Below are 23659 nucleotides of genomic sequence, written 5' to 3' on the forward strand. Positions count from 1 at the left end.
TCTATACGCCATTTATATTTTTTATTTTTTCATCAAGTTTGTTTTTTAGATAATCTTCTCCAAACTCTATACTAATATTATTTTCCTGGATATACCTATTAAGCTTACTGAGGTCTAAAATATATTTATCTTGTTTCTGTATGATTGTGATGTGAGCTTTTCTGTTAAGAAGATTCTCAAAAATTTCTACAATCTCCAAAACCTTATATCTATGTGGGTTGGCAAGATCAATAGTAGAGCATAGAGTACCATTTGCTAAATATGAGTCAACAAACTTCCTGACATCCTCTATCTCAATAACATATCTATATGCATCTGAATATACACTCATTATATTATTACTTTTAATAGCATGATAAATATAATTTATTAGAGTATTATGTAATTTTAAATTTCCAAATAGTTGCGGAAGCCTAATGATAAAATATTTATTTGAAAGCTTCTTTATAATGCTTTCCATCTGTATTTTATGAGCATAATATGAGTTTTTAGGATACTCATCAACCGACAATGCACAACTACTAAAATATACAAGCTTTTTATCAGAATTATCTTTGAGTATAGTTTCGAGAAGTTTTTTTTCTCTATTAAACTCTTTTTGATTAGTACAGCTAGAATTAGAGACTCCGCTAGCAAAAATAACGACACCGTCATTGTCTCGGTAATTATGAAATGCTTGAGCTAACTGACCTCCTCCGACTACCACGATGTACCATCCTTATAGACTGTTACATACTTATAGCCATTCTTATTTACAACATCTGGTGTTATTCTCTCTAAAGCATGCATGAAACTGCCATCATATGGAAGAGGTTCTGGCTGTATCACTATATCCTTTTCCAACTCAAAAATATCTTTTATAGCATCAACTCTTGCCCAAAACATATTTCCTAATGGGAACAAAGGAGTCTCATTTACCTCTGGTAGTCCTAACATAGTACCTAACTCATCGATATATGACTTATTATCTCCCATATCCATAAAATGCCTATCCTCAGCAAAAACAAGACCAACTTTCTCATTTTCAAACAAACTTAGAACAGAGTTTGCTATAGGTTGAGAACCTACTAGATTATCTAATAGATACTTTCGCCATCTATCTCCTAAATTATTTGCAACACCTATAGATTTTTTACTATGAAAATGGCCAATAACATCATATTTGCGATTAAATATCTTATTTTTAAGATCAAATATCATTGGCGCAACATCACGACCAATATTTTCAACCTTTATAACTTCTATATTATTAGCACCACTATCTTTAAACATCTCTTTAATGCTCAAAGCATCTTCATCTCCAACAGTTGTAATATACAGGTCATACCCTGTAGGGAGATTTTTAAAATATTGATCAAATTCCTCAGCTAAATCAACATAGTACAAATGTAGGTGTACTGCAAGCTTGCCACTATATTTTGTCTCAAAATCAAATGGCATCTTGTGGCACTCATGTGTAGAATGAACATTATTTTTTATAGCTTCATATAATGGAACTTTATTGTATGAATCATTTTCTAGAGCCCATTTATAGGTTGAAAAGCCAGCACATGGATTTGGAGTCAAACGATATAATCCTTTACGTTGACTTAATATGTAGTGATAAACAGACTGAACATAACAAAACTCATAGTTATCTTCTAACTCAGAAAGCTTAATATATTCACGATCAAAATATTTTGATTTTTCAATATTTGCTAAAATATTCTGATTTTCAGCATTATATTTTTCGCAAATATCTATCTGCTCAATTAAAAAATCAACATATTTACCAAAATCAAGATGTTGCTTGACTATTTCTGAGTTATGAGTATCCACAACCGTAGCTTTTTTAAGGTATTTAGCAATCTCATACCCAAGCTGGTGAGTATCTAAATAATCTACAATTATTGCCTTTGCGTTATGTTTCTCAAGAAACTCTACAGATCCAGATGCTCCTCTAAAACATGCTACAGGAACATTAGCCTCAAGAGCATCAACCACGACATTTGGAAAAGGATCCATCCTAGAAGTTAAACAAAACATATCTGCTATAGATAAAATACTATCTAAATTTTGTTGATGACCCAAAAATACAAAGTCATCTTCTAGCCCCAAACTCTTAACTTCTCTTTTTAATAAAAATGAAAATGAACAATCTGATTCCTTAAGTCCACTCCCAACCCAAACAAACTTACATTTACCATCATAGTATTTCTTTATGTATTTTGAAAGATATATGAACAAATCCACACCTTTCCTAATGTGAACAGAACCTGCCGCAACAATTATTTTGTAGTCGTTCCTATCTTGAACATCTATCTTCTTTAATATCTGCTCGACACTATCTGGACTACCATAGCTACTAGGTATGTATGGAAGTTTACCTTGAGGTTGTATAACAATATTTGACGGCTCATTAAAAATCATAGCAGCCTTGGCTAACTGCTCCATTATTGAAGCTTTGATAATTTCAGCTGGAACTATAACTCTATCAGCCTCAATAATTGTATCTAACATTATCTTCGCCGACTCAACATAACCTGCAAATTCATGAATTAATGATAAAGTTGGTAGCTTTAAGTCACTAGCACTACTTAGAACCGAATAAGTTGTTACTGAATTACCAATAACAGCCTTTATTGGAAAATCTTTGCTAACTTCTTTTAAAATTTTTAATGATGTACTTTTTGTGCTATCACCTAACTCTTCTATCAGTAAAACACAATCCTTTTTAAAAGCATCATGTATTTCAGCTTTGTCCATCACATAATGGATAAGATTAAACTTATCACTTAAAGACATACCTATATTAAGTCCTAAAAGAGGTGCTCCAGTCGCTGATGACTGATGAGAGACTAGTATTATAGTTTCTTTACTTTCATCAAATGCTTTTGATCCTGCTAAAAATCCCTGTCTAATAAGCTCAGACTCACTTCTAGGTCTAAACTTACGATAGACTTTACTGACAACTTCTCTTCTAGCGCTTCCTATTGGAAACATCTTAGACAAAACAGACTTATTCATTTTCAACAATCACCTTAAAAAATATCAGCAGGCTTCACTGTATTATAAGTAAAACCTAATAATTTCTAAATATTCTCTCAAAATCTCAAAAGCGTTTCCAGCACAACTCTTTCTCGTATTGTATTTATGTCTACTATAGCATAATATTACTAGTCAAATAAAAGCAATATATAATAGTATTAACAACGTATTAAATCTAATTTCTTATTAATATAGCTGTCCACAACTATAATAGTTTTACCATCCGCAATATTACATGCTGAAATAGTATCAAAATCATTTTGAGATACCCACTGTGCTGATTTACCATAATCTATATACCCATAACCATCACTAGGTTTGCTATTTGCACCGTATAGCAAAGGAACTCCGTTAATAGCATATATTAGCATTCCCGTCCAGTTCTTATTACCAGGATAAGGATATTTTTTTATATACATTTCTAATTCAGTATCATATATCTCTTTTGGTATATATAATACTGAATTTCTTTTAGTTAAATTATGCTGTTGCATATATTTATATAAATAATTTCTAAAGCCATATAAAGTACTCTTACCATTCAATAATGGCGTATAACTTTGATAATAGTTTGGTAGTCGTATGCTCAATTGAGAATTACTAAAAACTGCTAAATAGCTATGAGAAGCTAGTAACAGTAATGTCACAAGTAAGATGTTATAAGGCATTCTGCTTTTAGAATTATTATATTGGTTAATTAGCATATATATAACAAGCATACTTAATATTGAATTATAACCAATTTCGAAATACATTATATCTGCAGTACTTAACTCTTTATTCGAAGATACTACAAAACCTAAAACCATAAGTGTTATAAAGGCCGGCAAAAAAAAATAAAACCTTTTATTTTTTCTAAACAAAATACTCTGAATAAATATTATAAAAAGTAGTATATAAGATTCACATAATCTAAAAGATGGATGAATAAAGTATGATATATATTGCTCGATAATCTGTAGTAAGCTTAAAACCTCTTGATTTACTTCTCCTCCTGCAACCCCAACTAAAAGTTTCTGGAAAAAATAGAAAAATATTAACCAAATAATACCTGTAACATAAACATATTTATTTCTGTAATGATTGAATAAAAGTAAAAAACCTATAAATGAAGCATACATAAAGCCAGTTGACACTTTCCCTATAGAAATAGTAATAATTAAAATGCTTATTACAACAAATGATTTAAATGTGTATTCATTATTAGAAACTTTTTCAATAGTAAAACCAAAGCTCAATAGAAGCAAAACAGAAGTAAACCACAAGCCTTCGGAACCAACAGCATTTCCCCACATATCATTAAACAAATATATCAGTATCAGAAGAGATAATAACAGAGCTATAATACTATTTTTTCTAAAAATTGAAGTTACAAAAACTAAGATACTAGATAAGTATAAAGATATTTTAAAACAAAAAAATAAACCATAACTATCATAAGGCTGAACTCCTACAAGACAAACAATGATAGCATCTATATAATGGCTCAATACATGATATATAGTAATAGGCGTATTATTCTCAGCAATACTAGGATAACCAAAATTAAGTATACTTTGAATAAGTGACACATGAAATGCTGTATCTCTATGCCAAAGACCCGATTCCGCATTTAATAATGGATAAAAAGGATCATAACTACCTGGCTTCATCCAAAATAACATAATTGATTTTGTAAATACAATTAAAACAAACACAATAAAGATAGAAGTTACAATATCAACATAGCCGACATTCAACCTATCTTTAAAAAAATCTCTCACAAACAATTTAACCATAAATAGGAATAAAATTAAAAAAGCTAATGCAGCAAATAAAACTCTAAGATAGCTAAATTGTTGAAAATTTTGCTCTGCATATATAAAAATCCATAAATAGTAAATTACAAATGATATGGTTGCAATGGAACGAATATCTACTCTCAAATACTTATCAGGTATATTGCTAATTTTATTTAACATTTTTTAGAACTCATATAGTCAAACAAATGTCTACAAATATAGCGAATATCTTTTTTAGTCAAATCATAATACAAAGGTAATCTAACCAATCTTTCACTATCTTTCGTTGTATAAATATCATTACCATTAAATGATGTATACTTTTCACCAAATGGTGATGAATGTAATGGCACATAGTGAAATACAGCCATAATTCCATTATCCTTTAGATACTCTATAAGGTTTGTTCTTTCTTCTAATGATCTTGCCTTTATATAAAACATATGGGCATTATGCTTACATTCGCTTGGTACTTTAGGTAAAGAAATATAACCTTTTTCTTCTAGCTCTTTTAACTCTTTAGCATATTCATCCCATAGAACAATTCGTTTATCATTAATTTCATCAGCCATCTTTAACTGAGAGTATAAATAAGCAGCATTTATATCACTCGGCAAATAAGAACTACCCATATCTACCCAAGTATACTTATCGACTTGCCCTCGTAAAAACTTACTTCTATCTGTACCTTTTTCTCTAATTATCTCCGCTCTCTCTACAAAATCAGGATTATTTATAATAATAGCTCCTCCCTCACCCATAGAATAATTTTTAGTTTCATGAAAACTAAAACAACCAATATCCCCTATAGTTCCCAAGGCTTTACCCTTGTATGTTGACATAACTCCTTGTGCAGCATCTTCTACTACATATAAGCCATACCTATTTGCAATTTCCATAATAGTATCCATATCACATGCCACTCCAGCATAGTGTACAGGGACTATTGCTTTTGTTTTGCGCGTTATAGCAGACTCAATCTTTGCTTCATCAATATTCATCGTATCTGAGCGAATATCTACAAAAACCACCTTAGCCCCTCTCAATACAAAGGCATTTGCAGTAGATACAAAAGTATATGATGGCATAATAACCTCATCACCCTCTTGAATATCTATGAGTATAGCTGCCATCTCTAGAGCATGAGTACATGAGGTTGTTAATAATGCTTTTTTACATTCAAATTTATCTTCGAACCATTGATTACATTTTTTAGTGAAAATACCATCACCAGAGACCTTTTCTGTATTAAAAGACTCTTTTATAGTATTTATAGTATTATCCACTATACAAGGTTTGTTAAATGGTATCATTGAGAATTCCTATGTTATTAAACTACTTTTAAAAAATAAGAGTGTTTCCTTTATAAAAAAATAATAATAAAAGCAAAACTCCTGAAACAAGATGAAGTACAAGTATACAGTAACAAAAAATCTTTTTGAAGCATAGCTTTTGTGCTATCAGAAATCTTGTGCAATAAATAAAAAGTATAAAGTTAGCAGCAATTGCTCCCCAAAAATAATTACCAGCACTATAATTTGGCCACTCTGCTAACACAGCCACCATTAATGTTGCAATCAAAACAGTACCCCAAGCAATATTTACATATATATCTTTTTTTATTTGATTAAAATAAATCACTGTCACCGCTAGAGGAAATGCAAATGAAAGCAAACATGATAGCCATATATGAGTCGAATACAAATTCCAAACCAAAAATGGCGCAAAAATTGTTTTTGATGGGTGTATAAAAGTATCATTGTTTATATATGTATAATAATACTGAAACATTAATAGCAGCGAAGATACTAATATAATAATAATAGCTTTTGTTATGCTACATTTCTTTTCTGATGACTTTATTGATAATAAAATTGTATAAGTGACTAAACATGGAATAAACGCTAGTACAAAATTGGGCTTTGCTAATATACTTACTGCAATAAGGATTAAAATAATAATGAAATTAACATTATTAGTATAAATTTTTCTAATAGAATAATCGAATAACAATAAATAAAATGGCATTGCTAAAATTAAAGTGCTATTATGCCATTGGTTAGGTGATATACCACCTAAGTATATATGAACATATCCTCTTGAGTTACTGTAAAAACTAACTATAGGCATTACAAACATCATTGTAATGCTTATTATTACCAAAAATAAATCTTGATCCTTATGTTTATTACCAAAGGATATAATTTGATATGTTATTAGATATTTCATTATTATAAGAAATGATAGCAACATAATACTAACATATGCCAATGTATTGTAACTGCTTGACATAAAGGAACATAGATATACGAGCACATACCAAAAGCTATAAACAGGGAATGCATTAGTTTTTTCAAACTTTAATATAAGTGAGGTATGATCAGGAATATCACTTACTCCATGAGGATTAGAGGACCATACTTGCAAATAATACGAATCATAAAATATTAATAAACAAATACAGAATAAAAAAAAAGTTGATATTAATAAATATTTATTTTTCACTCTTATCCCCCACAGAGGTATTAAATATAAAAACTCTCATTATATTATATGATACCAAAGCTGATAATCCGATAACAATAATCTGAGCAACATACACATTTATATCAAATGTGCTGACTGCCATATGAAGGGAACAAAGATTAAAGCATAGTAAAAATATATAAAATAATAGATATTTTGTGATTAGCCTCACGCTATATATTCTAGTTTTAAAAACAAATGATTTATTCATGACTAAGCTAACAACGACTCCTAATATAAAAGCTATAGTGCTAGCAACTAGATAATTAGCATCCAATAATATAAATATTACAAAGATCAGATATGCAAATAAGTTATATACAACAGCTATAATACAAAACTTGATAAAAGATGCGTATTTACGAATAAAGTCACAAACCATGTTTACTATCCAGCACATACAGAGGTCTTTTTCTACTTTCATCAAAGTTTCTCCATAGATATTCACCAATAATACCAAGTGTGAGCATCTGAACCCCAGATGTAAATAATATAACTACCATGATAGATGACCAACCAGGGTTTGCTCCAAACAATATTTTCTGTAAGATAATATATATAGCCATTATGACGCATATGATACAATCAACTATACCTATAATAGAAATAGCTCTGATTGGCACATATGAAAATGCCAGTAGTGAATCAACTACGAGTTTTATTTTTTTTGAAAGTGTCCAGCCAGATTTACCAATATCTCTTGAGCGCCGAGTATAGTGAATTTCAGCTCGTTTAAAACCTAACCAAAGCACCTGTGCAAATAATGATGTGTTTTTCTCTTCTATGCTTGTTAGTACTTCTATGACTTGTTTATCCGCCAGAAAACAGTCAAAGCCACCCTTTGGCATATCTTTTATGGCAAACTTTCGCATTAACTTATAATATACTTTTGAAAAAAGTTTTTGCGACCATTTTTCATCTCTTGATTCTCTAATGGCAAGCACTACTTTATTTCCTTGTTTATACTTTTCAACCATTTCTACTAGCAAGCTAGGAGGATCTTGTAAATCTGCCGATATGACAGCAGCACAATCACCAGATATATGTTCTAATCCAGCATATATTGCCACATGTTGACCAAAATTTCTCGAGAGCTTAATAACTTTTACATTATTATCTATTTCTCGCAATTTCATAGCCTCTTGATATGAGTTATCCTTACAGCCATCATCGACAAATATTATTTCATAGTTATCTAAATATGGGATTACTTCTTCTTTTAGCTTTGAATAAGTGATAGGTATATTTTTTTCATTTTGATACAGTGGTATCACTATAGATAGTTTCATACTTAACCTTCACTCTCTAGATACTTAGCTTCTAAATTTAACAAACCTTTACTCCTTTGTTTTATTATCTTTGCTGGAGATCCAGCATAAATACACCAAGGCTTTGTATCTTTTAAAATAAGTGACATAGCACCTACAGAAGTTCCTTCAGCAAGTATTACTCCTGGCATAATAGTAGAGCCTGCCCCGACTATAGTATGTTTTTTTATTATAATGGCTTTTTTATATTCGTTTTTGTACTTCATGGGCACGGTTGAGTTTGTCATCGTGACACCGCTATAGTCATCTGACTGTGTAAAAACCATTACACCATAGGCGATAGTAGTAAAATCCTCAAAAACTATACCCTCAGTGCCTCCAGCAACCAAACACTTAGGGGTAATATGGACATTACGACCTATTTTAATATTGCCTGAGACTACGCAAAAGTCATCTATCCTAGAGTTGTCACCAATCTCTATTTGCTCATGATTATATATACTGGCTTTATCACTGATTTTTACATTCTTACCTAGTGATTTAAAACCAAACGTTGCTAACTGAATTTCTGAATAATATGCCACAATTAGCCTCCACTATAAATAAAACTCAATAGTTTCTTTAAACATTTTCTCAAAGTCTTGAGATGGTTTCCAACCTAGCTGGTTCTGAATCTTACTATTATCTATAGCATATCTCCAGTCATGTCCTTTTCTATCTTCGACAAATGTTATTAGCCTATTATGTGGAGCATGCTCAGGCTTATATTCATCCATTAGCTTACATATAGTATTTATAAGTGTCAGATTATCAACCTCATTAATACCTCCTATATTATAAACTTCTCCTATCACACCCTTTTCAACTACTGTTTGGATAGCATCACAATGATCTACCACATATAGCCAATCACGGATATTTGACCCATCTCCGTATACCGGAATAGGCTTTTGGTTAATACAGCTATTAATCACAACTGGAATTAGCTTCTCAGGATGTTGATATGGGCCATAGTTATTTGAGCAATTCGAAATCGTAACTGGTAATTTATAAGTATGATGATATGCCCTAGCAATGTGATCAGACCCTGCTTTAGATGCAGAATATGGCGAGTTAGGCTCATACGCCTTTGTCTCTGTGAATGCCGGATCATCTTTTGATAATGTACCATACACCTCATCTGTAGATACATGGTGGAACTTACAATTAGTTTCATCTAATCTTAACTCATCCAACCAGTATCTTTTAGCACAATCTAAAAGTGTAAATGTACCTATTACATTTGTCTCCAAAAATACCTTAGGATTAGCAATTGAGTTGTCCACATGAGATTCTGCTGCAAAATGCACTATAGTTTCAATATTATGATTCTTAAGAGTCTCATATACTAACGCTTCATCACAAATATCTCCTTTGATAAAAGTATGATTATGTTCATTTTCTAGATCTTTTAGATTATCTAAACTACCTGCATAAGTAAGTTTGTCATAAGATACTATTTTCACATCATTATATCTTGATAACATCATACGCACATAATTGCTACCTATAAAACCTGCTGCTCCTGTTACTAATATGTTTTTTGCTTTATACATTTTTCATTTCCCATCATTATAAACAAATATCTTTACTAAATAATTCACAATCAATCTAAGAGCCAAGCTTATTCTCACTTCTATGACTTGTTCCCAGTGTATAAATAGTAGTATATTTATAGCCATTTTTCTCGGCAATATAAGGTGTAAGCCTTTCTAATGCATGTAGATAGCTGCCATCCACAGGCAATGGTTCTCTTTGCAAAATACCTTCTTTATTAAGCTCAAAAAAGTCTCTAATTGCTTCTGTTCTTGCCCAAAACATATTTCCTACGGGAAATACTGGAGTTTGCTCTATATTTCCAAGTCCCAATATTTTAGAAAGGCTATCAATATAAGTCTTATTTTTACCAATATCAACAAATGTATTATCATCAGTAAAAATTAAACCCATTTCCTTATCATTAAACAAATTCAAAATCATATTTACATGACTACCTATTAGGTTATCAAGTAAGTATTTTCGCCACTCATCTCCTATAACCTTATCATTTCCTAAAGATTTTTTTGTATGAAAGTGTCCTATAACTTCATAATTGCCACTATATAATTTCTCTCTAAGATTAAATATCATAGGACCAACATCTCTTCCAATATTATATACCACACATATTTCAACATTTGTAGCACCACAATTAGAAAACTTTTGCTTAATATAATCCTCACTGTCTTTAGATACTGTTGTGATATATAAATCATATCCTGTAGGCAGATTTTTAAAATATGAAGCAAACTCATCAGATAAATCAACATAGTATAAATGTAGATGCACCGCAATTTTGCCTCTAAAAATTATAGTTTCATACTTCGCATCACTTGATATTACATGACATGCATGGGTCGCTAATCTACCTTTCCTAAGAGCATCATATATAGGAACAAAATAATCATTTTTATTCTCTATTTGCCATTTTAAATTAGAAAACCCTGGTCTAGGATTTACAGCACCTAAATAGGCAATATTCTTACGATATAACATTACATGTTTATATATCGCCTCATCTTCGGTATTAAATTGATTACCCATATAGTCAAAGTTCATAGCATTTGAATCTTTTATGGCATGCACTATTAGTCTATTTTCACAATTATGTTTATGGAAAAAATTAATTTGCTCATTTAAAAAATTTAAATAATCTTTAGTCTGATTACTGATACTTTTATAATTATCTACAGTATTTAAATCAAAATATAAGATATCCTTTGATAAACATCCTGGTAATTGTTTAACTATCATATTTTTAGGAGCTTCTTCGGTTAAAGTAAACTTCATAAGTTGTTTCAAATAACTATCCTGTATAGTTTTTGATGGAAGCACTATACCATCAGCAAAAAGCATGAGATCAAACAATTCTTTATTTAAACAATCCTTTTTGTATAATGCATGATCTTGAAACATAAATAATGTTGCAACTCCAACATAATTAGCAGACTCCAAAACAGGCAAGACTTCAAGAGAATTATATATAGCTATTTTTATACCATATTGTTTATTAAGGTAATCAATAACAGTACCTATATGAAGCATATCACCTTGGTACTCATCTGCTTCAACTAATAAGAAACATCTATCTAAGTATTCTTTATAGCTCTGAGATTTTTGTGCTACATAATGTATCACATTATACTTTTCACTTAGAAACTCGCTTAGGTTCAAATTCAAAAACGACTCCGCTGTTAGTGATGATTCGTAAGAAGCTATAAATATAGTTTCTTTTATCGCACAAAACTCTTTTTTTCCATGTAAAATACTTCTTTCAATAAGACCTTTTTTAGGAGGTTTAAGTTTTCTGAGGATTCTTGCAAATATACCCAGCTTTTTATTTTTAACAACCATTTAAAACACTATCAATTTTAATTTAAATACACTTCAAATCTCATAATTCCAGATTTGCACAATCTCACAGTAATAATACAAACTTCGTATGGTAATTACAATTTCTTTCAGATTTAGAGGCCTCTATACTATAGAGACTTTTGCGTATCAATACAAAAATATACTAGATAACTTAAATTGTAAAAACTTCTATTTACCAAATATCTTTGCAACCTTGCTAAATGGTGAAGTGATAACTCTTACAAACTTAAATACTTTAGCAGAATAAAACCTCTCAATTTCACTATTTAACATATTAATTCTATTATTTAGATTTTCTAGTTCCTGTGTTTTACTTATAAATTTTTTATTAGCCTGATCTAGGAGAACTAATTCAGACTCATCTATACCCAAAAATCTTAAATCCTTATAAATTGAACTTTTTTTTGCGGTTTCTGAAGATGTATTTTTCAATATAGCATAAATTGTTTCAATTGCGGCTGTAAATACACTAGTGGTACTTAATCCTCCCCATCTAAAAACTGCTACTGTCAAATCTACATATCTAAACTTAGCTCTACTTAGATATATTTTCATGAAAAAATCATAATCAGCTACGATTCTAAAACTCGTATCAAGTTTTAAATCTTTTAATAATTCAGATCTCACTAATGATGACTGAGGACAAAATGGCATTCTATCAAATATCGTATCTACGGGTCTTAAACTATCCTTATACATAAACTCATTAGATTCAGATATATAGTCAGTTCTACCACAAATAACATCTTCACTACCATCTACGATACTCATAACTCTCTCGAGCACATGGTTGTCAGCAAATATATCATCAGCATTCATAAAAGATATCCATTCACCAGATGCTAAATCAATACCTTTATTCATTGCATCATAAATACCACTATCAGGTTCACTTACTATTATGTCTATATCTTGTTCATATTTTTTGACTATATTTAAAGTATTATCTTTCGAGGCACCATCAATAATTATATATTCTATATTTTCTCTATAAGTCTGAGATACAACACTATTAATAGTTCGTTCAATAACATTTTGTCCATTATAAACAACTGTTATTACCGATATTTTTTTCATTTATGGCTCCCAAAAACAACAGATAACATATTATCAATTCTCTTAGCTAGCTTATAGATCATTGTAGTTTTAATTTGATCGACCTCGCCCTGTCTTGCATCAAGGACAGATTTCTGTTTCTCAATAAGATTTTCAAGACTTCTAATACTCTCATGTAAAGGAATCAACTTACCATTCTCATCTTCTCTAAGACGAATATATGGCTTAAAATAACTACTCTTAACTAAATCATCACCAAAGTATTTAGAAATAATAAAAAGCCTTTCAAATCTTTCATTAAAAGATTTCGAATCACTACTTTTTGAAATAGCTAACGGCAAATAAAAAAAAGATACTTCATCTTTAAATAATCTTATAAATAAGTCGTACTCTGCCGCGTATTCGTAGAAAGTATTAAACATATAAGCTTTCAAAATATTTGACTTAAAAATACACGACTCCGAGAGAAATGGTTGTTTTTTAGCAATAGTTTCTACTGATTCAGCAATTTCAGTTCTATATGTGCCTAATACTGTATTAGTTAATCTTAATGAATTTCCATAATATACATCAGCAGCGTTATTTTTAACTATAAAAATAGCCTCTTCAATAACATTCTTAGAGGCGTATACATCTCCCAGCTGTAAAAAACAAACCCATTCTGTAGAAATTATCGAAACACCCGCATTCAATGCCTCATAGTATGAAAAATCTGGCTTTTTCATACTATTAAATTCTAAAGGTAGTAGATCGGTAAATAACTTATCATTTAAATCCAAATCACCACTAGTATCTACTATCAACACGCTGACTTTATCTCTAGCACTTTGCTCACATACACTTTGTAAACTTTTCTTCAGTAAATGATATTTATTTTGATCATAAACCATTACTAAAGATAAGAACCTTTTTTCTGACTCCATTTAATGTCCTAGTTTATAAGTTAGAAACAATTTTAAACCGCATATCATATTATATAGTTAAATAAACTAGAAGTCATATAGTGGACTTCGTAGTGATACAATCTTATTTTTTACAAAATTCATTTATGTAATCTTAATCTATCAATTCTTTAAGCAAGTGAGTAATAGGCTCTGAAGGACAGTCTGTTTTAGGGCTTTGCATAGAATAATTATTCAATACTTCTATATAGTCAGTCTTTATCTCTGTGCTATTAATTATTTCTTGTATAGCTTTTTTACAGTCATTGATATTATGCACAGTCCAAACATTAGAAAACATAGATGCAAATGCATTTTTGCCAAATGCAAGACATGGCTTGTTACAAGAAGATGCCTCCATAAAAACACTTCCCGAATTAGATGTTACAATTTGCGAGCCCTCTATAAGCGCTTTCTGATTGAACTCCGTTCTGATCAAATACACATCATTAATCTCACTAATATATTTGTAGAATCTTTTATTCTTATACTGCGGTAAAGCCTCAACATACTCTTCCATAGTATATGCTTTCTCATTAAATTGAGTAGGATGCTCTTTTACATATATTTTCCAACCTTCCGGCAGTACAGATCTAAGTATTTTAAGATTATATAACTGTAAAGCATTAATACCATCACTCGGAGAGATAGTGCTTTCAGGCTCAAAATGAAGAGGAAACAAAACATATTTGTCTGAACTACAAGGAGTGGTACAAAGTTTGTCATAAAAAGCCTTAAGCCCCTTGAGATAAACTGGGAAAAAATACAATCTTTTATACAACTCGAATTTTACTACTCTGTAAAGTTGATATGATGTCATGACAGAAAACATTTCTTGAAGAGGCTTTCGCTTTTCACTAATTTGTCCAGCGTCCCTATACATACTTATATTTTCAGCATTATTTTCTTTAAAAGAATTTAAAGACTTAAGAATAGTTTTGTATTTAGAGTCAATCAAACAAAATCGCCTCATATTAGTATCAGAAAACCCTAAATCTCGCCTATGTACGACTTTCGAAACACAATCAGAGTCTATAGCAGCTTTCTCAAGCATATAATCAGACAAATAATGGTTTTGCGAGACGTTATATACAATACTTATGTCATTATCTTTGAAAAGATTTGTAAAATAACCATATATATCAAGACCCTGCTCTACCGCTTGTGTAGTAAATTTAAAACCATCTGGATACCTATTATTAGAGGCAAATGCTCCTACACTATCTATATTATTTAAGTTATCAATATCAAAATCATAAAATTCTTTAACAGGTACCGTTGATAAAAACCCCATAGCATTATCTAATCTTGAGATAAAGCTAACAATAAGAGAATCAATTACATAAGCATTTCTGTATACTATAAACTCACAATTAGGAAACTGCTCTTTACACTTATCAAGATTAACAGCATTGTTATGAATCATAATATCTTTATTAAAAATCACATTCTCATAAGTAAGCACTATATATATAGTACCTATTGCCTGATTTTCTCTTAAGCGCTCTATTAATCTTTTAATGTCTATTAATATCCATTTACAGTTTATCAATACATTTATTTTTTTCATTAATACACCTAGTATTTAGTCGCGAATATAACACACAAGAAATCACTCATGGAACTATTTTTTTGCTCTTTTCTTTATACCTTTAACTAAACCATATATACCAGTAAGCTTAAGGATTACTCGCAATACTTTAAACAAAAAGTCTTTAGATTTATAGTATATATATGGAATAACTAAATGTATAAGTCTTGTAAACATAAGACTTATAAATGGTAATATAGTAAATCTGATATAAATAGTTAATTTATTGTTTTTGAGAAACTTGATACTCTTGACGTACATAAATATAGAAAGCCAATATACTACCACAATAATGCCTATAAAAGCAGACTTTATAAAATACATTAATCTAGAATTCAAAATATCAGACTCCATTTACACTAGTTACCAAAGCCACTACTAACCATCAAATCTATCGCCGAACTCATAATCCTTCTCGGCTACTTTGCCTAAAATATCTTTTAAATATTTAGGATGCATACCCATACCTGGCCTAACGCTGCGGATATTGTCTTCGGTAAAGACATCTCCTTTCTTTATATCTTGTGCAACATAAAGACTTCTAGCAAACTGCCTACTTTTTTTCCTTTTTTCTGTTAAAGAGTAGTCAACTCTTCCGAGTAACTTCTCAGCATCTCTTACAGCATTTATCATCTCAGAAAACTCTTTTCTGTCTAGAGAAAACCCCGCATCAGCACCTCCTATAGACTTATCAAGTATAAAATGTTTCTCAATTACCTTAGCTCCCAAAGTAGTAGCAACAACCGGCGCTGTGATGCCTAATGTATGATCTGAAAATCCAGAAACAACACCAAATGTATCAGCTAAACTTGGAATCATTGCCAAATTCGCATCTTCTAGCTTTGCAGGGTACGCACTAGTACACTTAAGCAATATAATATCGTGATTACCAACTTCTCTACAAATACTCACAGCATCTTGAATTTCATCAATAGTCGCAATGCCAGTTGAAATTATGATAGGCTTACCTTTTGAAGCTGTATATCTAATAAGTTCATAGTCTGTTATTTCAAATGACGCGATCTTATATGCACTAGGATTAAATTGTTCTAAAAAATCAACCGCAGTTTTATCAAAAGGTGAAGAAAAAATATCAATCCCAATCTCTCTAGCATAACTAAATAGCTCCTTATGCCATTCCCATGGAGTATAAGCCTCTTGATAAAGATCATGCAAATATCTACCATCCCAAAGAGTTTCACCGGCAATTAAGAAATCTTTTTTCTTGCAATTCAAAGTTATCGTATCAGCGGTATATGTCTGTAGCTTAATTGCATTTGCACCTATTTCTTTAGCTGCTTTAATAGTATCTAGAGCATTTTTTATGCTACCATTATGATTTGCACTTAGCTCTGCTATGATATACACACCATCTTTACTTATGTCAAAATTACCGATTTTCATTTTACAACTCTCTTAAGCTTCTTTATCATAAAAGTTATACACATAACCCAATACAGCTATTCCACTATCTTTGACTGCGCGACATTTTTTATAGTTTATATTAAGTAGACTACAGCACCACCAAATCAAATCATTAAAATCAAAATGATCTCGTATATATACTGTACTAGATATTCTTGGGTTTATTTCAAAAATGAAGTAGTCGTTGTTATACTTCCTACTTTGTATGTTTATACTTCCTTTTAGGTTAGTTTCTTCTGCAATTTTTTTTGCATAACTTTCTAGACGGTCGGACTTGTATATCTCAGCATAACCTGTCATTCCGCCTATCAGTCTTCTTTTAAAAGAAATAACCTCAAAAATATTATCATCTCTATAAACCGCAGTTGTTAACTCTTGATCTATACTTCCAATATATTCTTGGACTATATATTGGCTTAAATCATCTATCCCTTCTCTTAGTTGATCAAGCTGTTCTTGACTTTCAATTTTAAGAATTTTTTTTGTAACTGTTGATCTTGCAGCCTTGACGATAATATCATACCCCTCAAAAATATTATAATCCTTCAAACTCCATGTTTTAGGTACGGGAATATTAATATCAGTCAAAAACTCAGATGTAATCTTCTTGTCCAAAAAGTTCTTAATAATTGTCGTATTATTAATTAATATATTTACTTTTTCTTTATATAATTCTCTGTTTGAATTAAAAAAGTTAATATCATACTCTGATGCCGGTATGATTAAGTCAATATTATTATCAAATATTATTTTGTTAATAATATCAGTATAGCTGTCATCACTTGTTCTAGGAACCTTAGAAAAAAAATCTACTTGGCTTTGACTAAAAATAATATCTTTAATATCTACCGCAAAAATTTCACAATTAAAGACTTTTTGCTTAAGTAGTATATTGATGATATTCATACCAATATCACCCCCAGCAGAGGTTACCAAAATCTTCTTACTCATCTCTCATCAAAACTCTTGTTAAATAATTCTTATCTGGATCGTATCTTCTAATATCATCAAGTAATTTAGATTTATCATAACTAAAATAAACCATCTCTTCTGTGCTATTGTTAAAATCTACTACACAAAAACTTGGCTTTTTGCTATTTCTAGGTTGACCTATTGATCCAGGGTTTATAACTTTCATTTTAGCATACTGCTTTCTCATGTCATAATGCGTATTACCTAAAAATAGGTAGTTAGCACTTACAGTTTCTAAAAAACTTTTTGATTCATTATCTGGATATATATATCCATTAAAATAATCCTTAGGTGAGCCGTGATAGGCCTCAAATAAATCATTCTTCTCAAACTCTTGCATATTCTTCAAAAATTCTAACGTACTATGTGATATGTTTTCACCCAACATAGAATATGATTTACCATACTTTTCATCTAGCAATTTAAAATCTTTAGATGGATACGAATTTAGAAAATATAAATCATGATTTCCTTTTATTGATATCAAATTTTTAAATCCAAGCAACAAATCAACACATTCATTTTGATAATAGTAGTATCCCGCTATATCACCCAAAAATAAATACGCATCTGGATTATGTAATCTCATCAACTTTAGAGCTTCTTCTAAGGCATATATATTGCCATGAATATCCGAAAAAACTATAATTTTCATTTTAAACTGCCAATTTCTTCGACTAAAACATCTCTAATATCTTTCAAATCAAATAGATTTAAATGCTTTGAGTCCAGACAAATACTTCTATCTAACTGATAAACTTCTCTTTTACCATAAGTCAACTTATCAAACTCTTGATTAAGAACATTTGATACAATATCAACTATATCTTTCAAAGAAACACAACCTTTATTTGCTAAGTCTAAAAAGCCTAAAGGCGACTCACAAATTAGTTTAAGTAAAGCCTTAGCCATTTCATTTTTAGAAATAAATGAATTTCTAAATTCATCTATAACAATAGTATTTGACCTTATTGACCCTATCAAAAATTGAAATCTCTGACTGTAATCATCATATGCAATTATAAACGGTGGTCTTATAATAGTGGCCTTATCAAATAAAGAGCTGTTATAGATAGCCTTTTCAGCTAAATATTTATTCTTTGTATAACTATCTCTTATGAGTTCTTCATTAATTATTTCAAAACCTTCATATACATCAGAGTAGTTATATATGAAGAATGTAGAAATCATAATATAATGATTTAAATTTCTAAGCTTAGAACTTATATTTATGATATCATTCGCCTGCCTTTGGTTATAACAAATCATATCTAATATAACATCTGGATCTACTGAGATAATCGCATTCTCTAACTCTTTCCTATCATCTCGCTCTAGAGCTATTGATTTTACACCCTCAACATCAACAGCTCGTCTTGAAATCACATAGACTTCATTTATTGATTTATCTATATTTTTTAAGAACTCAAGACCTACAAATTTGGTACCACCTAAAACTAAAATTCTCATCTAACTCTCCCTGATATTTAATTCTTAATATCTTGCATTAGCTTCAAGACATTTATCTTTAAAAGTCTTTGGTCCATTTTTTCTAATAACAAATAACCTTTTTTTTCTAAATAATCATACATATCAAGTTGATTATCAGCAGTCATTATCGCAGTAAATGGTAACCTCATAAACAATACTTCATTTAGCGTGACACTTGGCGATACAATAGCAAAATCGCTTTCATGCATTAGCTTTGCGACTTCAATAGAATTAATATGTATTGTTATCCAAGACTTATCTAAACAAAACTCTTTTAGTTGCTCCAAATTTCTATTTGTCGTAGTCGTCAAGACATTTACATGTATACCACCAATTTCTCGAATAACCTCAAGGATTGGGATATTTATATTACTATGATCAGCTCCCCCCATTGCCAAAAACACATGAGGAACTTTATTTTTTTGTTTAGGCTTTTCTCGATACTCATAAAACTCTGGTCTTATTAGAGTATATTTCGATCCGCAACGAAGTTCACATCGCTCTGGTACTAATCCTTTATATCTTGTTTTATCAGCACTAACATTATGATTTATCAAAATATCACAATAATGCTTTTGATAAACATCATCAAACACCATAAGCTGAATGTTTGGATATTTATCTTTAAGATCTCTTTCAAAATTATAATTAATATCATAGTTATCAATTATAACTAAATCCGGACTACATATATCAACAACTCTTGATAACTCAGCTAATGTATTATCTTTAACTATTTCAAGGTTATAACCAGCTTCCTTGATCTTGAAGTTAATATTCCCTGATAAATCTCTTGTCGCAAAAGTTACATTTTCAAACTGCGATGCTAGTACAAGATCTCTCATGATATGCCCTGTACCAATACTTGATGAAGAGTCAGCTCTAATTAGAACATTCACCAGAACCTTTCCTTACTAAATAAAATGCTTTGGCTAATGCTAAGTCGTCAAAATCATCAATATCAACCGCACTAAAATAAGAAAGTTCATGAAACGCATAGCCTTTACCATAAAAACTACCAGAGTCATAAAGCTTCTTAACATCTGCTATCCATACTGCTCCAGAAGGACACAAAAGTTCTTCCAAGTCTTGAGATCTTTTTTGTATTTGCTCCGGGAACAAAGGTTTGTATTCATTGCCAGATTTTAGATGAGCCCACCATGGATTAGTATATCCATACGAAAAAGCACTTAACAAAAAGTCATAACCCTCTTTCTCAAACACCTTATACATCTGTAAGATATCATCACTATCTCTAAGTGGACAGTTCGGCATCAAACTTACCACATTATCATATTTATAGCCCAGTGACTCTAGTTGTTTGAGAGTATTTATTATCACATCACTTACCGGAGAAACATCATCAGCATATTCATTTCTTAAAAATGGAACTTCTGCACCATACTTCTTTGCGACATCCGCAATTTCTTGACTATCTGTTGATACAACAACCTTGTCAAAACAGCCACTTTTTAGAGCTGCTTGAATTGTTTTAGATATCATTGGCTCACCCAAAAAATCTACAATATTTTTTTTAGGTATCCGTTTTGATCCACCTCTAGCAGGTATAATCGCAACTGTCTTTGCTACCATATTGACCAGCCTCCATCTACTATCAAGTTATGTCCAGTTAGACTTTTCGACACACTACTTGAGACAAACCATACAGGATCAAAAAGCTCCTCTTTCTTTAACATCTCACCTGCTGGACAAAGCTTAGCATATCTTTTTTTAAATTCATCACTAACTCTACCTTCAACACCACCAAATGACACCGTATTAACTCTTATCCCTCTATCTGCAAATCTTACAGCTAGTTCCTTAGTAAGATGTATTTGAGCTGCTTTTGCTATACTATATTGTATTGGAGAGGAGTTATATCCATCTTCATATAAGTTTCTATTAAAGGCAACTACACCATACATAGATGATATATTAACAATAGACTTTAATGTATCAACGAAACCACAAGATAGTAGGTATGGCAATGTTACAGACATAAATAATTCTTTATGGATGTTGCTTGATGATGAAAATCCATTTTCTTCAACAACTACGCTTTTCAAAGATCTAGCATTGTTAATTAGATGTGTGTATTTACCAACATTTTCTCTAACAAACTCTTCTACATCTGTCTCATGATTAAATTCAACAATTAATGCGCGCAGTTTATCTTTGTGATCAACAAACCTTTCTAAAACCTTGCCAGCACTATCCTCAGAAGTGGATGTAAATGAGACATCATAGCCCTTAGATAAAAATCCTTTTACAAGCTCTTGCCCTATTACTCCAGAACCTCCCGTTATTAATACATGCATTTTACTTCATCCCTTTTTCTATTATTGAAACAACCTTTTGATGATGTTCATACTCATCTACAAAACTAGCAGCTCTCACTCTATAAACGAAGACTTCCAGAGATGACTTGAATGCTCCAAAAGCATCGTCTAATATGATCATTTCATTGCCACTCTCTCCAATAATATCAACTTTTGCAGGTGATGAAAGATCTCCAACTGTTAAGAAGTTAGTAACTAAACCACTATTCCAAACTACCGAAACACCAACAACAGCAGATGTTTTATCTCCAAATTTAGATACGCTATTTATACTATCTGAACTTGCATATCTTTGAACAATTGGATCTATAAGATGTACTGCATACTTATCCCATGATTTTGGAATAATTGAATTTATCAGTCTGATTTTTCCAAGCTTAGCAGTGACTCCCTGAGAAATATTAAACTGGGCTGAATATTTAAATGCCGAGCATGAAAATACCTGCCCCTCATAACGTTGCTTACTATAAAGTCTCTCAAGCTGAGATAATGATAAAGCTATAGGCTTATCAATAAAGACTGGCAATCCTGCATCTAGCACTTTGTAACATATATTTTCTCTCAACTCAGAACAATCATCTCGAGCAATCAACACGGCATCAACCGAACCAATAAGATCTTCAATATTCAGTGAAACATTGTCAATCAATGATACAGTAGCAATCTTTTTACTTAAGTCGTAATCTTCTGTCCATATATGTGTAACTTTAGCACCAAATATACACTCCTCTGGTAGAGACCTCTTCGAAAGATAGTCAGCAATCACAGGAAATCCACAATCATGTATTTTGTGCTTATCATAACCATTAAATATAGCACTCCATGAGTAGGGATGACCATTGCCAGAGCTAAAACCTACTATACCTATTTTGATCATTATCTACTTCCTTACCAATTAGTTGGCATATATATTTTTTCTGAAACATTGCCAAATGTTTCAATAATTTCTAGAATCTGTCTTTCATCCAACGATTTATAATTATTGTATAGATTTATATTATCTTGAGCCTGCTTAATATAATCACAACCAAACAACAAAATTGAGTTTTGTGCTACAAGATCAACGAATGCGAGAGATAGCTCTAACCTTGTCATATTATATTTTTTACATAAAGCATCTAGCTGAGTTATATATTTTTTTGCATCATTTAGTTTACTTGGAACCTTTGCAATATCCATAAGCAATAACCCCTGCAAAAATACACTCCTAATAAATATTAGCTTGTTCTTCTGCTTGGCTCTCTCAAACCAAATCTCTGCAATAGCTCTTTGATCAAAAATATTAAAAGGAAGCTGTATAATATCAACAAGATCACTATTTAGAGCCATGTCAAAATCTTCTTTGGAATATATAGATACTCCAAAATATTTTAAATGGCCATTAGCTTTAGCAAGATTAATCTTTGTTTCTAACAAAGCATAATCTTTGTAAAAAATATCCATATCATGAAGCAATAAACCGAACAAAGACTGTATATTTAATCTTCGCAATGAATTTTGGATACTTTCATCAAAGCTATCTATAAAAACATCTGATTTAATTTTAGACACAATAAAGTTATTACCATGCAGAGCTCTACCTAAAACCTCTTCAGAGGTGCCATACGCTTGGGCGGTATCAAAACAATTAACTCCTTGTGATATAACATAGTCAACGATATCATTGACCTCTGTTTGAGTTGGTTGCCCTTTTTGATTTGCAACTCCATAGTTAAGACCAAATTGAACAGTTCCTAGAGAGAGCTTAGATATTTTATTATCATGAAATGTCACATATCTCATAACAGGA

At 30.9% G+C, this 23659-nt stretch carries 22 protein-coding genes; all 22 read right to left on the reverse strand.

Going from position 1 to position 23659, the window contains the following annotated elements:
- Position 1: 1 nt before the first annotated feature.
- The 22 genes from IMS64_RS06915 to IMS64_RS07020 all read right to left on the reverse strand — a co-directional run bounded on the left by IMS64_RS06915 (position 2) and on the right by IMS64_RS07020 (position 23652).
- Positions 2–706, reverse strand: coding sequence for an NAD-dependent epimerase/dehydratase family protein (locus tag IMS64_RS06915; RefSeq protein ID WP_211490243.1), 705 nt, complete (start codon positions 704–706; stop codon positions 2–4).
- Positions 700–3006 carry a rhamnan synthesis F family protein gene (locus IMS64_RS06920; RefSeq protein ID WP_211490244.1) on the reverse strand — a complete coding sequence of 769 codons (2307 nt, stop codon included), beginning with the start codon at positions 3004–3006 and terminating at the stop codon, positions 700–702. Before IMS64_RS06920 ends, IMS64_RS06915 begins: the two co-directional genes overlap by 7 nt.
- Before the next feature lie 179 nt (positions 3007–3185).
- Positions 3186–4988 carry a hypothetical protein gene (locus IMS64_RS06925; RefSeq protein WP_211490245.1) on the reverse strand — a complete coding sequence of 601 codons (1803 nt, stop codon included), beginning with the start codon at positions 4986–4988 and terminating at the stop codon, positions 3186–3188.
- Positions 4982–6121 carry a dTDP-4-amino-4,6-dideoxygalactose transaminase gene (rffA, locus tag IMS64_RS06930; protein WP_211490246.1) on the reverse strand — a complete coding sequence of 380 codons (1140 nt, stop codon included), beginning with the start codon at positions 6119–6121 and terminating at the stop codon, positions 4982–4984. Before rffA ends, IMS64_RS06925 begins: the two co-directional genes overlap by 7 nt.
- Before the next feature lie 28 nt (positions 6122–6149).
- The gene (locus IMS64_RS06935) at positions 6150–7061 is read right to left on the reverse strand and encodes a hypothetical protein (RefSeq protein WP_211490247.1); all 912 of its coding nucleotides are present in this window, start codon (positions 7059–7061) and stop codon (positions 6150–6152) included.
- A 241-nt stretch (positions 7062–7302) separates the two neighbouring features.
- The gene (locus tag IMS64_RS06940) at positions 7303–7758 is read right to left on the reverse strand and encodes a GtrA family protein (protein WP_211490248.1); all 456 of its coding nucleotides are present in this window, start codon (positions 7756–7758) and stop codon (positions 7303–7305) included.
- Positions 7706–8623, reverse strand: a complete 918-nt coding sequence (locus IMS64_RS06945) for a glycosyltransferase family 2 protein (protein WP_150464499.1) — start codon at positions 8621–8623, stop codon at positions 7706–7708. The genes IMS64_RS06940 and IMS64_RS06945 overlap by 53 nt, the downstream gene beginning before the upstream one ends.
- Before the next feature lie 2 nt (positions 8624–8625).
- Positions 8626–9186 (reverse strand): acyltransferase, encoded by a 561-nt coding sequence (locus IMS64_RS06950; RefSeq protein ID WP_211490249.1) that lies wholly within the window; start codon positions 9184–9186, stop codon positions 8626–8628.
- Between the two features lie 12 nt (positions 9187–9198).
- On the reverse strand, positions 9199–10197 hold the full coding sequence (gene rfbB, locus IMS64_RS06955) for a dTDP-glucose 4,6-dehydratase (RefSeq protein WP_211490250.1): 999 nt from the start codon (positions 10195–10197) through the stop codon (positions 9199–9201).
- A gap of 55 nt (positions 10198–10252) precedes the next feature.
- Positions 10253–12034, reverse strand: coding sequence for a rhamnan synthesis F family protein (locus IMS64_RS06960; RefSeq protein ID WP_211490251.1), 1782 nt, complete (start codon positions 12032–12034; stop codon positions 10253–10255).
- 189 nt (positions 12035–12223) lie between these two features.
- Positions 12224–13132 (reverse strand): glycosyltransferase family 2 protein, encoded by a 909-nt coding sequence (locus tag IMS64_RS06965; RefSeq protein WP_211490252.1) that lies wholly within the window; start codon positions 13130–13132, stop codon positions 12224–12226.
- Positions 13129–14034, reverse strand: a complete 906-nt coding sequence (locus tag IMS64_RS06970) for a glycosyltransferase family protein (protein WP_211490253.1) — start codon at positions 14032–14034, stop codon at positions 13129–13131. Before IMS64_RS06970 ends, IMS64_RS06965 begins: the two co-directional genes overlap by 4 nt.
- 133 nt (positions 14035–14167) lie before the next feature.
- Positions 14168–15622: a hypothetical protein gene (locus IMS64_RS06975; RefSeq protein WP_211490254.1), complete on the reverse strand. Its 1455-nt coding sequence runs from the start codon at positions 15620–15622 to the stop codon at positions 14168–14170.
- A gap of 399 nt (positions 15623–16021) precedes the next feature.
- Complete coding sequence (gene pseI / locus IMS64_RS06980) at positions 16022–17047, reverse strand: pseudaminic acid synthase (RefSeq protein WP_088821533.1); 1026 nt, start codon at positions 17045–17047, stop codon at positions 16022–16024.
- 12 nt (positions 17048–17059) lie between these two features.
- Complete coding sequence (locus IMS64_RS06985; RefSeq protein ID WP_088821534.1) at positions 17060–18019, reverse strand: ATP-grasp domain-containing protein; 960 nt, start codon at positions 18017–18019, stop codon at positions 17060–17062.
- Positions 18012–18695: a metallophosphoesterase family protein gene (locus IMS64_RS06990; RefSeq protein WP_211490255.1), complete on the reverse strand. Its 684-nt coding sequence runs from the start codon at positions 18693–18695 to the stop codon at positions 18012–18014. The genes IMS64_RS06985 and IMS64_RS06990 overlap by 8 nt, the downstream gene beginning before the upstream one ends.
- Positions 18692–19510, reverse strand: a complete 819-nt coding sequence (locus IMS64_RS06995; protein ID WP_211490256.1) for a Rossmann-fold NAD(P)-binding domain-containing protein — start codon at positions 19508–19510, stop codon at positions 18692–18694. Before IMS64_RS06995 ends, IMS64_RS06990 begins: the two co-directional genes overlap by 4 nt.
- Before the next feature lie 17 nt (positions 19511–19527).
- The gene (pseG, locus tag IMS64_RS07000; protein WP_211490257.1) at positions 19528–20430 is read right to left on the reverse strand and encodes a UDP-2,4-diacetamido-2,4,6-trideoxy-beta-L-altropyranose hydrolase; all 903 of its coding nucleotides are present in this window, start codon (positions 20428–20430) and stop codon (positions 19528–19530) included.
- Positions 20414–21124 carry an acylneuraminate cytidylyltransferase family protein gene (locus IMS64_RS07005; RefSeq protein ID WP_211490258.1) on the reverse strand — a complete coding sequence of 237 codons (711 nt, stop codon included), beginning with the start codon at positions 21122–21124 and terminating at the stop codon, positions 20414–20416. Before IMS64_RS07005 ends, pseG begins: the two co-directional genes overlap by 17 nt.
- A complete protein-coding gene (locus tag IMS64_RS07010; RefSeq protein ID WP_211490259.1) occupies positions 21118–21849 on the reverse strand; it encodes an SDR family oxidoreductase in 732 nt (243 codons plus the stop codon). Before IMS64_RS07010 ends, IMS64_RS07005 begins: the two co-directional genes overlap by 7 nt.
- Position 21850: 1 nt before the next feature.
- Positions 21851–22747, reverse strand: a complete 897-nt coding sequence (locus tag IMS64_RS07015; RefSeq protein ID WP_211490260.1) for a Gfo/Idh/MocA family oxidoreductase — start codon at positions 22745–22747, stop codon at positions 21851–21853.
- An 11-nt stretch (positions 22748–22758) separates the two neighbouring features.
- Positions 22759–23652 (reverse strand): aldo/keto reductase, encoded by an 894-nt coding sequence (locus IMS64_RS07020; protein ID WP_211490261.1) that lies wholly within the window; start codon positions 23650–23652, stop codon positions 22759–22761.
- Positions 23653–23659 lie beyond the last annotated feature (7 nt).

The sequence above is a fragment of the Francisella philomiragia genome (assembly GCF_018135955.1).
In the GTDB taxonomy this organism is placed as follows: Bacteria; Pseudomonadota; Gammaproteobacteria; order Francisellales; family Francisellaceae; genus Francisella; species Francisella philomiragia.

Excerpts from the sequence above, each read along its gene's own strand:
- IMS64_RS06920 (WP_211490244.1), bottom strand. The coding sequence starts at position 3,006 with ATGAATAAGTCTGTTTTGTCTAAGATGTTTCCAATAGGAAGCGCTAGA.
- IMS64_RS06925 (WP_211490245.1), bottom strand. The coding sequence starts at position 4,988 with ATGTTAAATAAAATTAGCAATATACCTGATAAGTATTTGAGAGTAGAT.
- rffA (WP_211490246.1), bottom strand. The coding sequence starts at position 6,121 with ATGATACCATTTAACAAACCTTGTATAGTGGATAATACTATAAATACT.
- IMS64_RS06935 (WP_211490247.1), bottom strand. The coding sequence starts at position 7,061 with ATGTTGCTATCATTTCTTATAATAATGAAATATCTAATAACATATCAA.
- IMS64_RS06940 (WP_211490248.1), bottom strand. The coding sequence starts at position 7,758 with ATGAAAGTAGAAAAAGACCTCTGTATGTGCTGGATAGTAAACATGGTT.
- IMS64_RS06945 (WP_150464499.1), bottom strand. The coding sequence starts at position 8,623 with ATGAAACTATCTATAGTGATACCACTGTATCAAAATGAAAAAAATATA.
- rfbB (WP_211490250.1), bottom strand. The coding sequence starts at position 10,197 with ATGTATAAAGCAAAAAACATATTAGTAACAGGAGCAGCAGGTTTTATA.
- IMS64_RS06960 (WP_211490251.1), bottom strand. The coding sequence starts at position 12,034 with ATGGTTGTTAAAAATAAAAAGCTGGGTATATTTGCAAGAATCCTCAGA.
- IMS64_RS06965 (WP_211490252.1), bottom strand. The coding sequence starts at position 13,132 with ATGAAAAAAATATCGGTAATAACAGTTGTTTATAATGGACAAAATGTT.
- IMS64_RS06970 (WP_211490253.1), bottom strand. The coding sequence starts at position 14,034 with ATGGAGTCAGAAAAAAGGTTCTTATCTTTAGTAATGGTTTATGATCAA.
- IMS64_RS06975 (WP_211490254.1), bottom strand. The coding sequence starts at position 15,622 with ATGAAAAAAATAAATGTATTGATAAACTGTAAATGGATATTAATAGAC.
- pseI (WP_088821533.1), bottom strand. The coding sequence starts at position 17,047 with ATGAAAATCGGTAATTTTGACATAAGTAAAGATGGTGTGTATATCATA.
- IMS64_RS06985 (WP_088821534.1), bottom strand. The coding sequence starts at position 18,019 with ATGAGTAAGAAGATTTTGGTAACCTCTGCTGGGGGTGATATTGGTATG.
- IMS64_RS06990 (WP_211490255.1), bottom strand. The coding sequence starts at position 18,695 with ATGAAAATTATAGTTTTTTCGGATATTCATGGCAATATATATGCCTTA.
- IMS64_RS06995 (WP_211490256.1), bottom strand. The coding sequence starts at position 19,510 with ATGAGAATTTTAGTTTTAGGTGGTACCAAATTTGTAGGTCTTGAGTTC.
- IMS64_RS07005 (WP_211490258.1), bottom strand. The coding sequence starts at position 21,124 with ATGGTAGCAAAGACAGTTGCGATTATACCTGCTAGAGGTGGATCAAAA.
- IMS64_RS07010 (WP_211490259.1), bottom strand. The coding sequence starts at position 21,849 with ATGCATGTATTAATAACGGGAGGTTCTGGAGTAATAGGGCAAGAGCTT.
- IMS64_RS07015 (WP_211490260.1), bottom strand. The coding sequence starts at position 22,747 with ATGATCAAAATAGGTATAGTAGGTTTTAGCTCTGGCAATGGTCATCCC.
- IMS64_RS07020 (WP_211490261.1), bottom strand. The coding sequence starts at position 23,652 with ATGAGATATGTGACATTTCATGATAATAAAATATCTAAGCTCTCTCTA.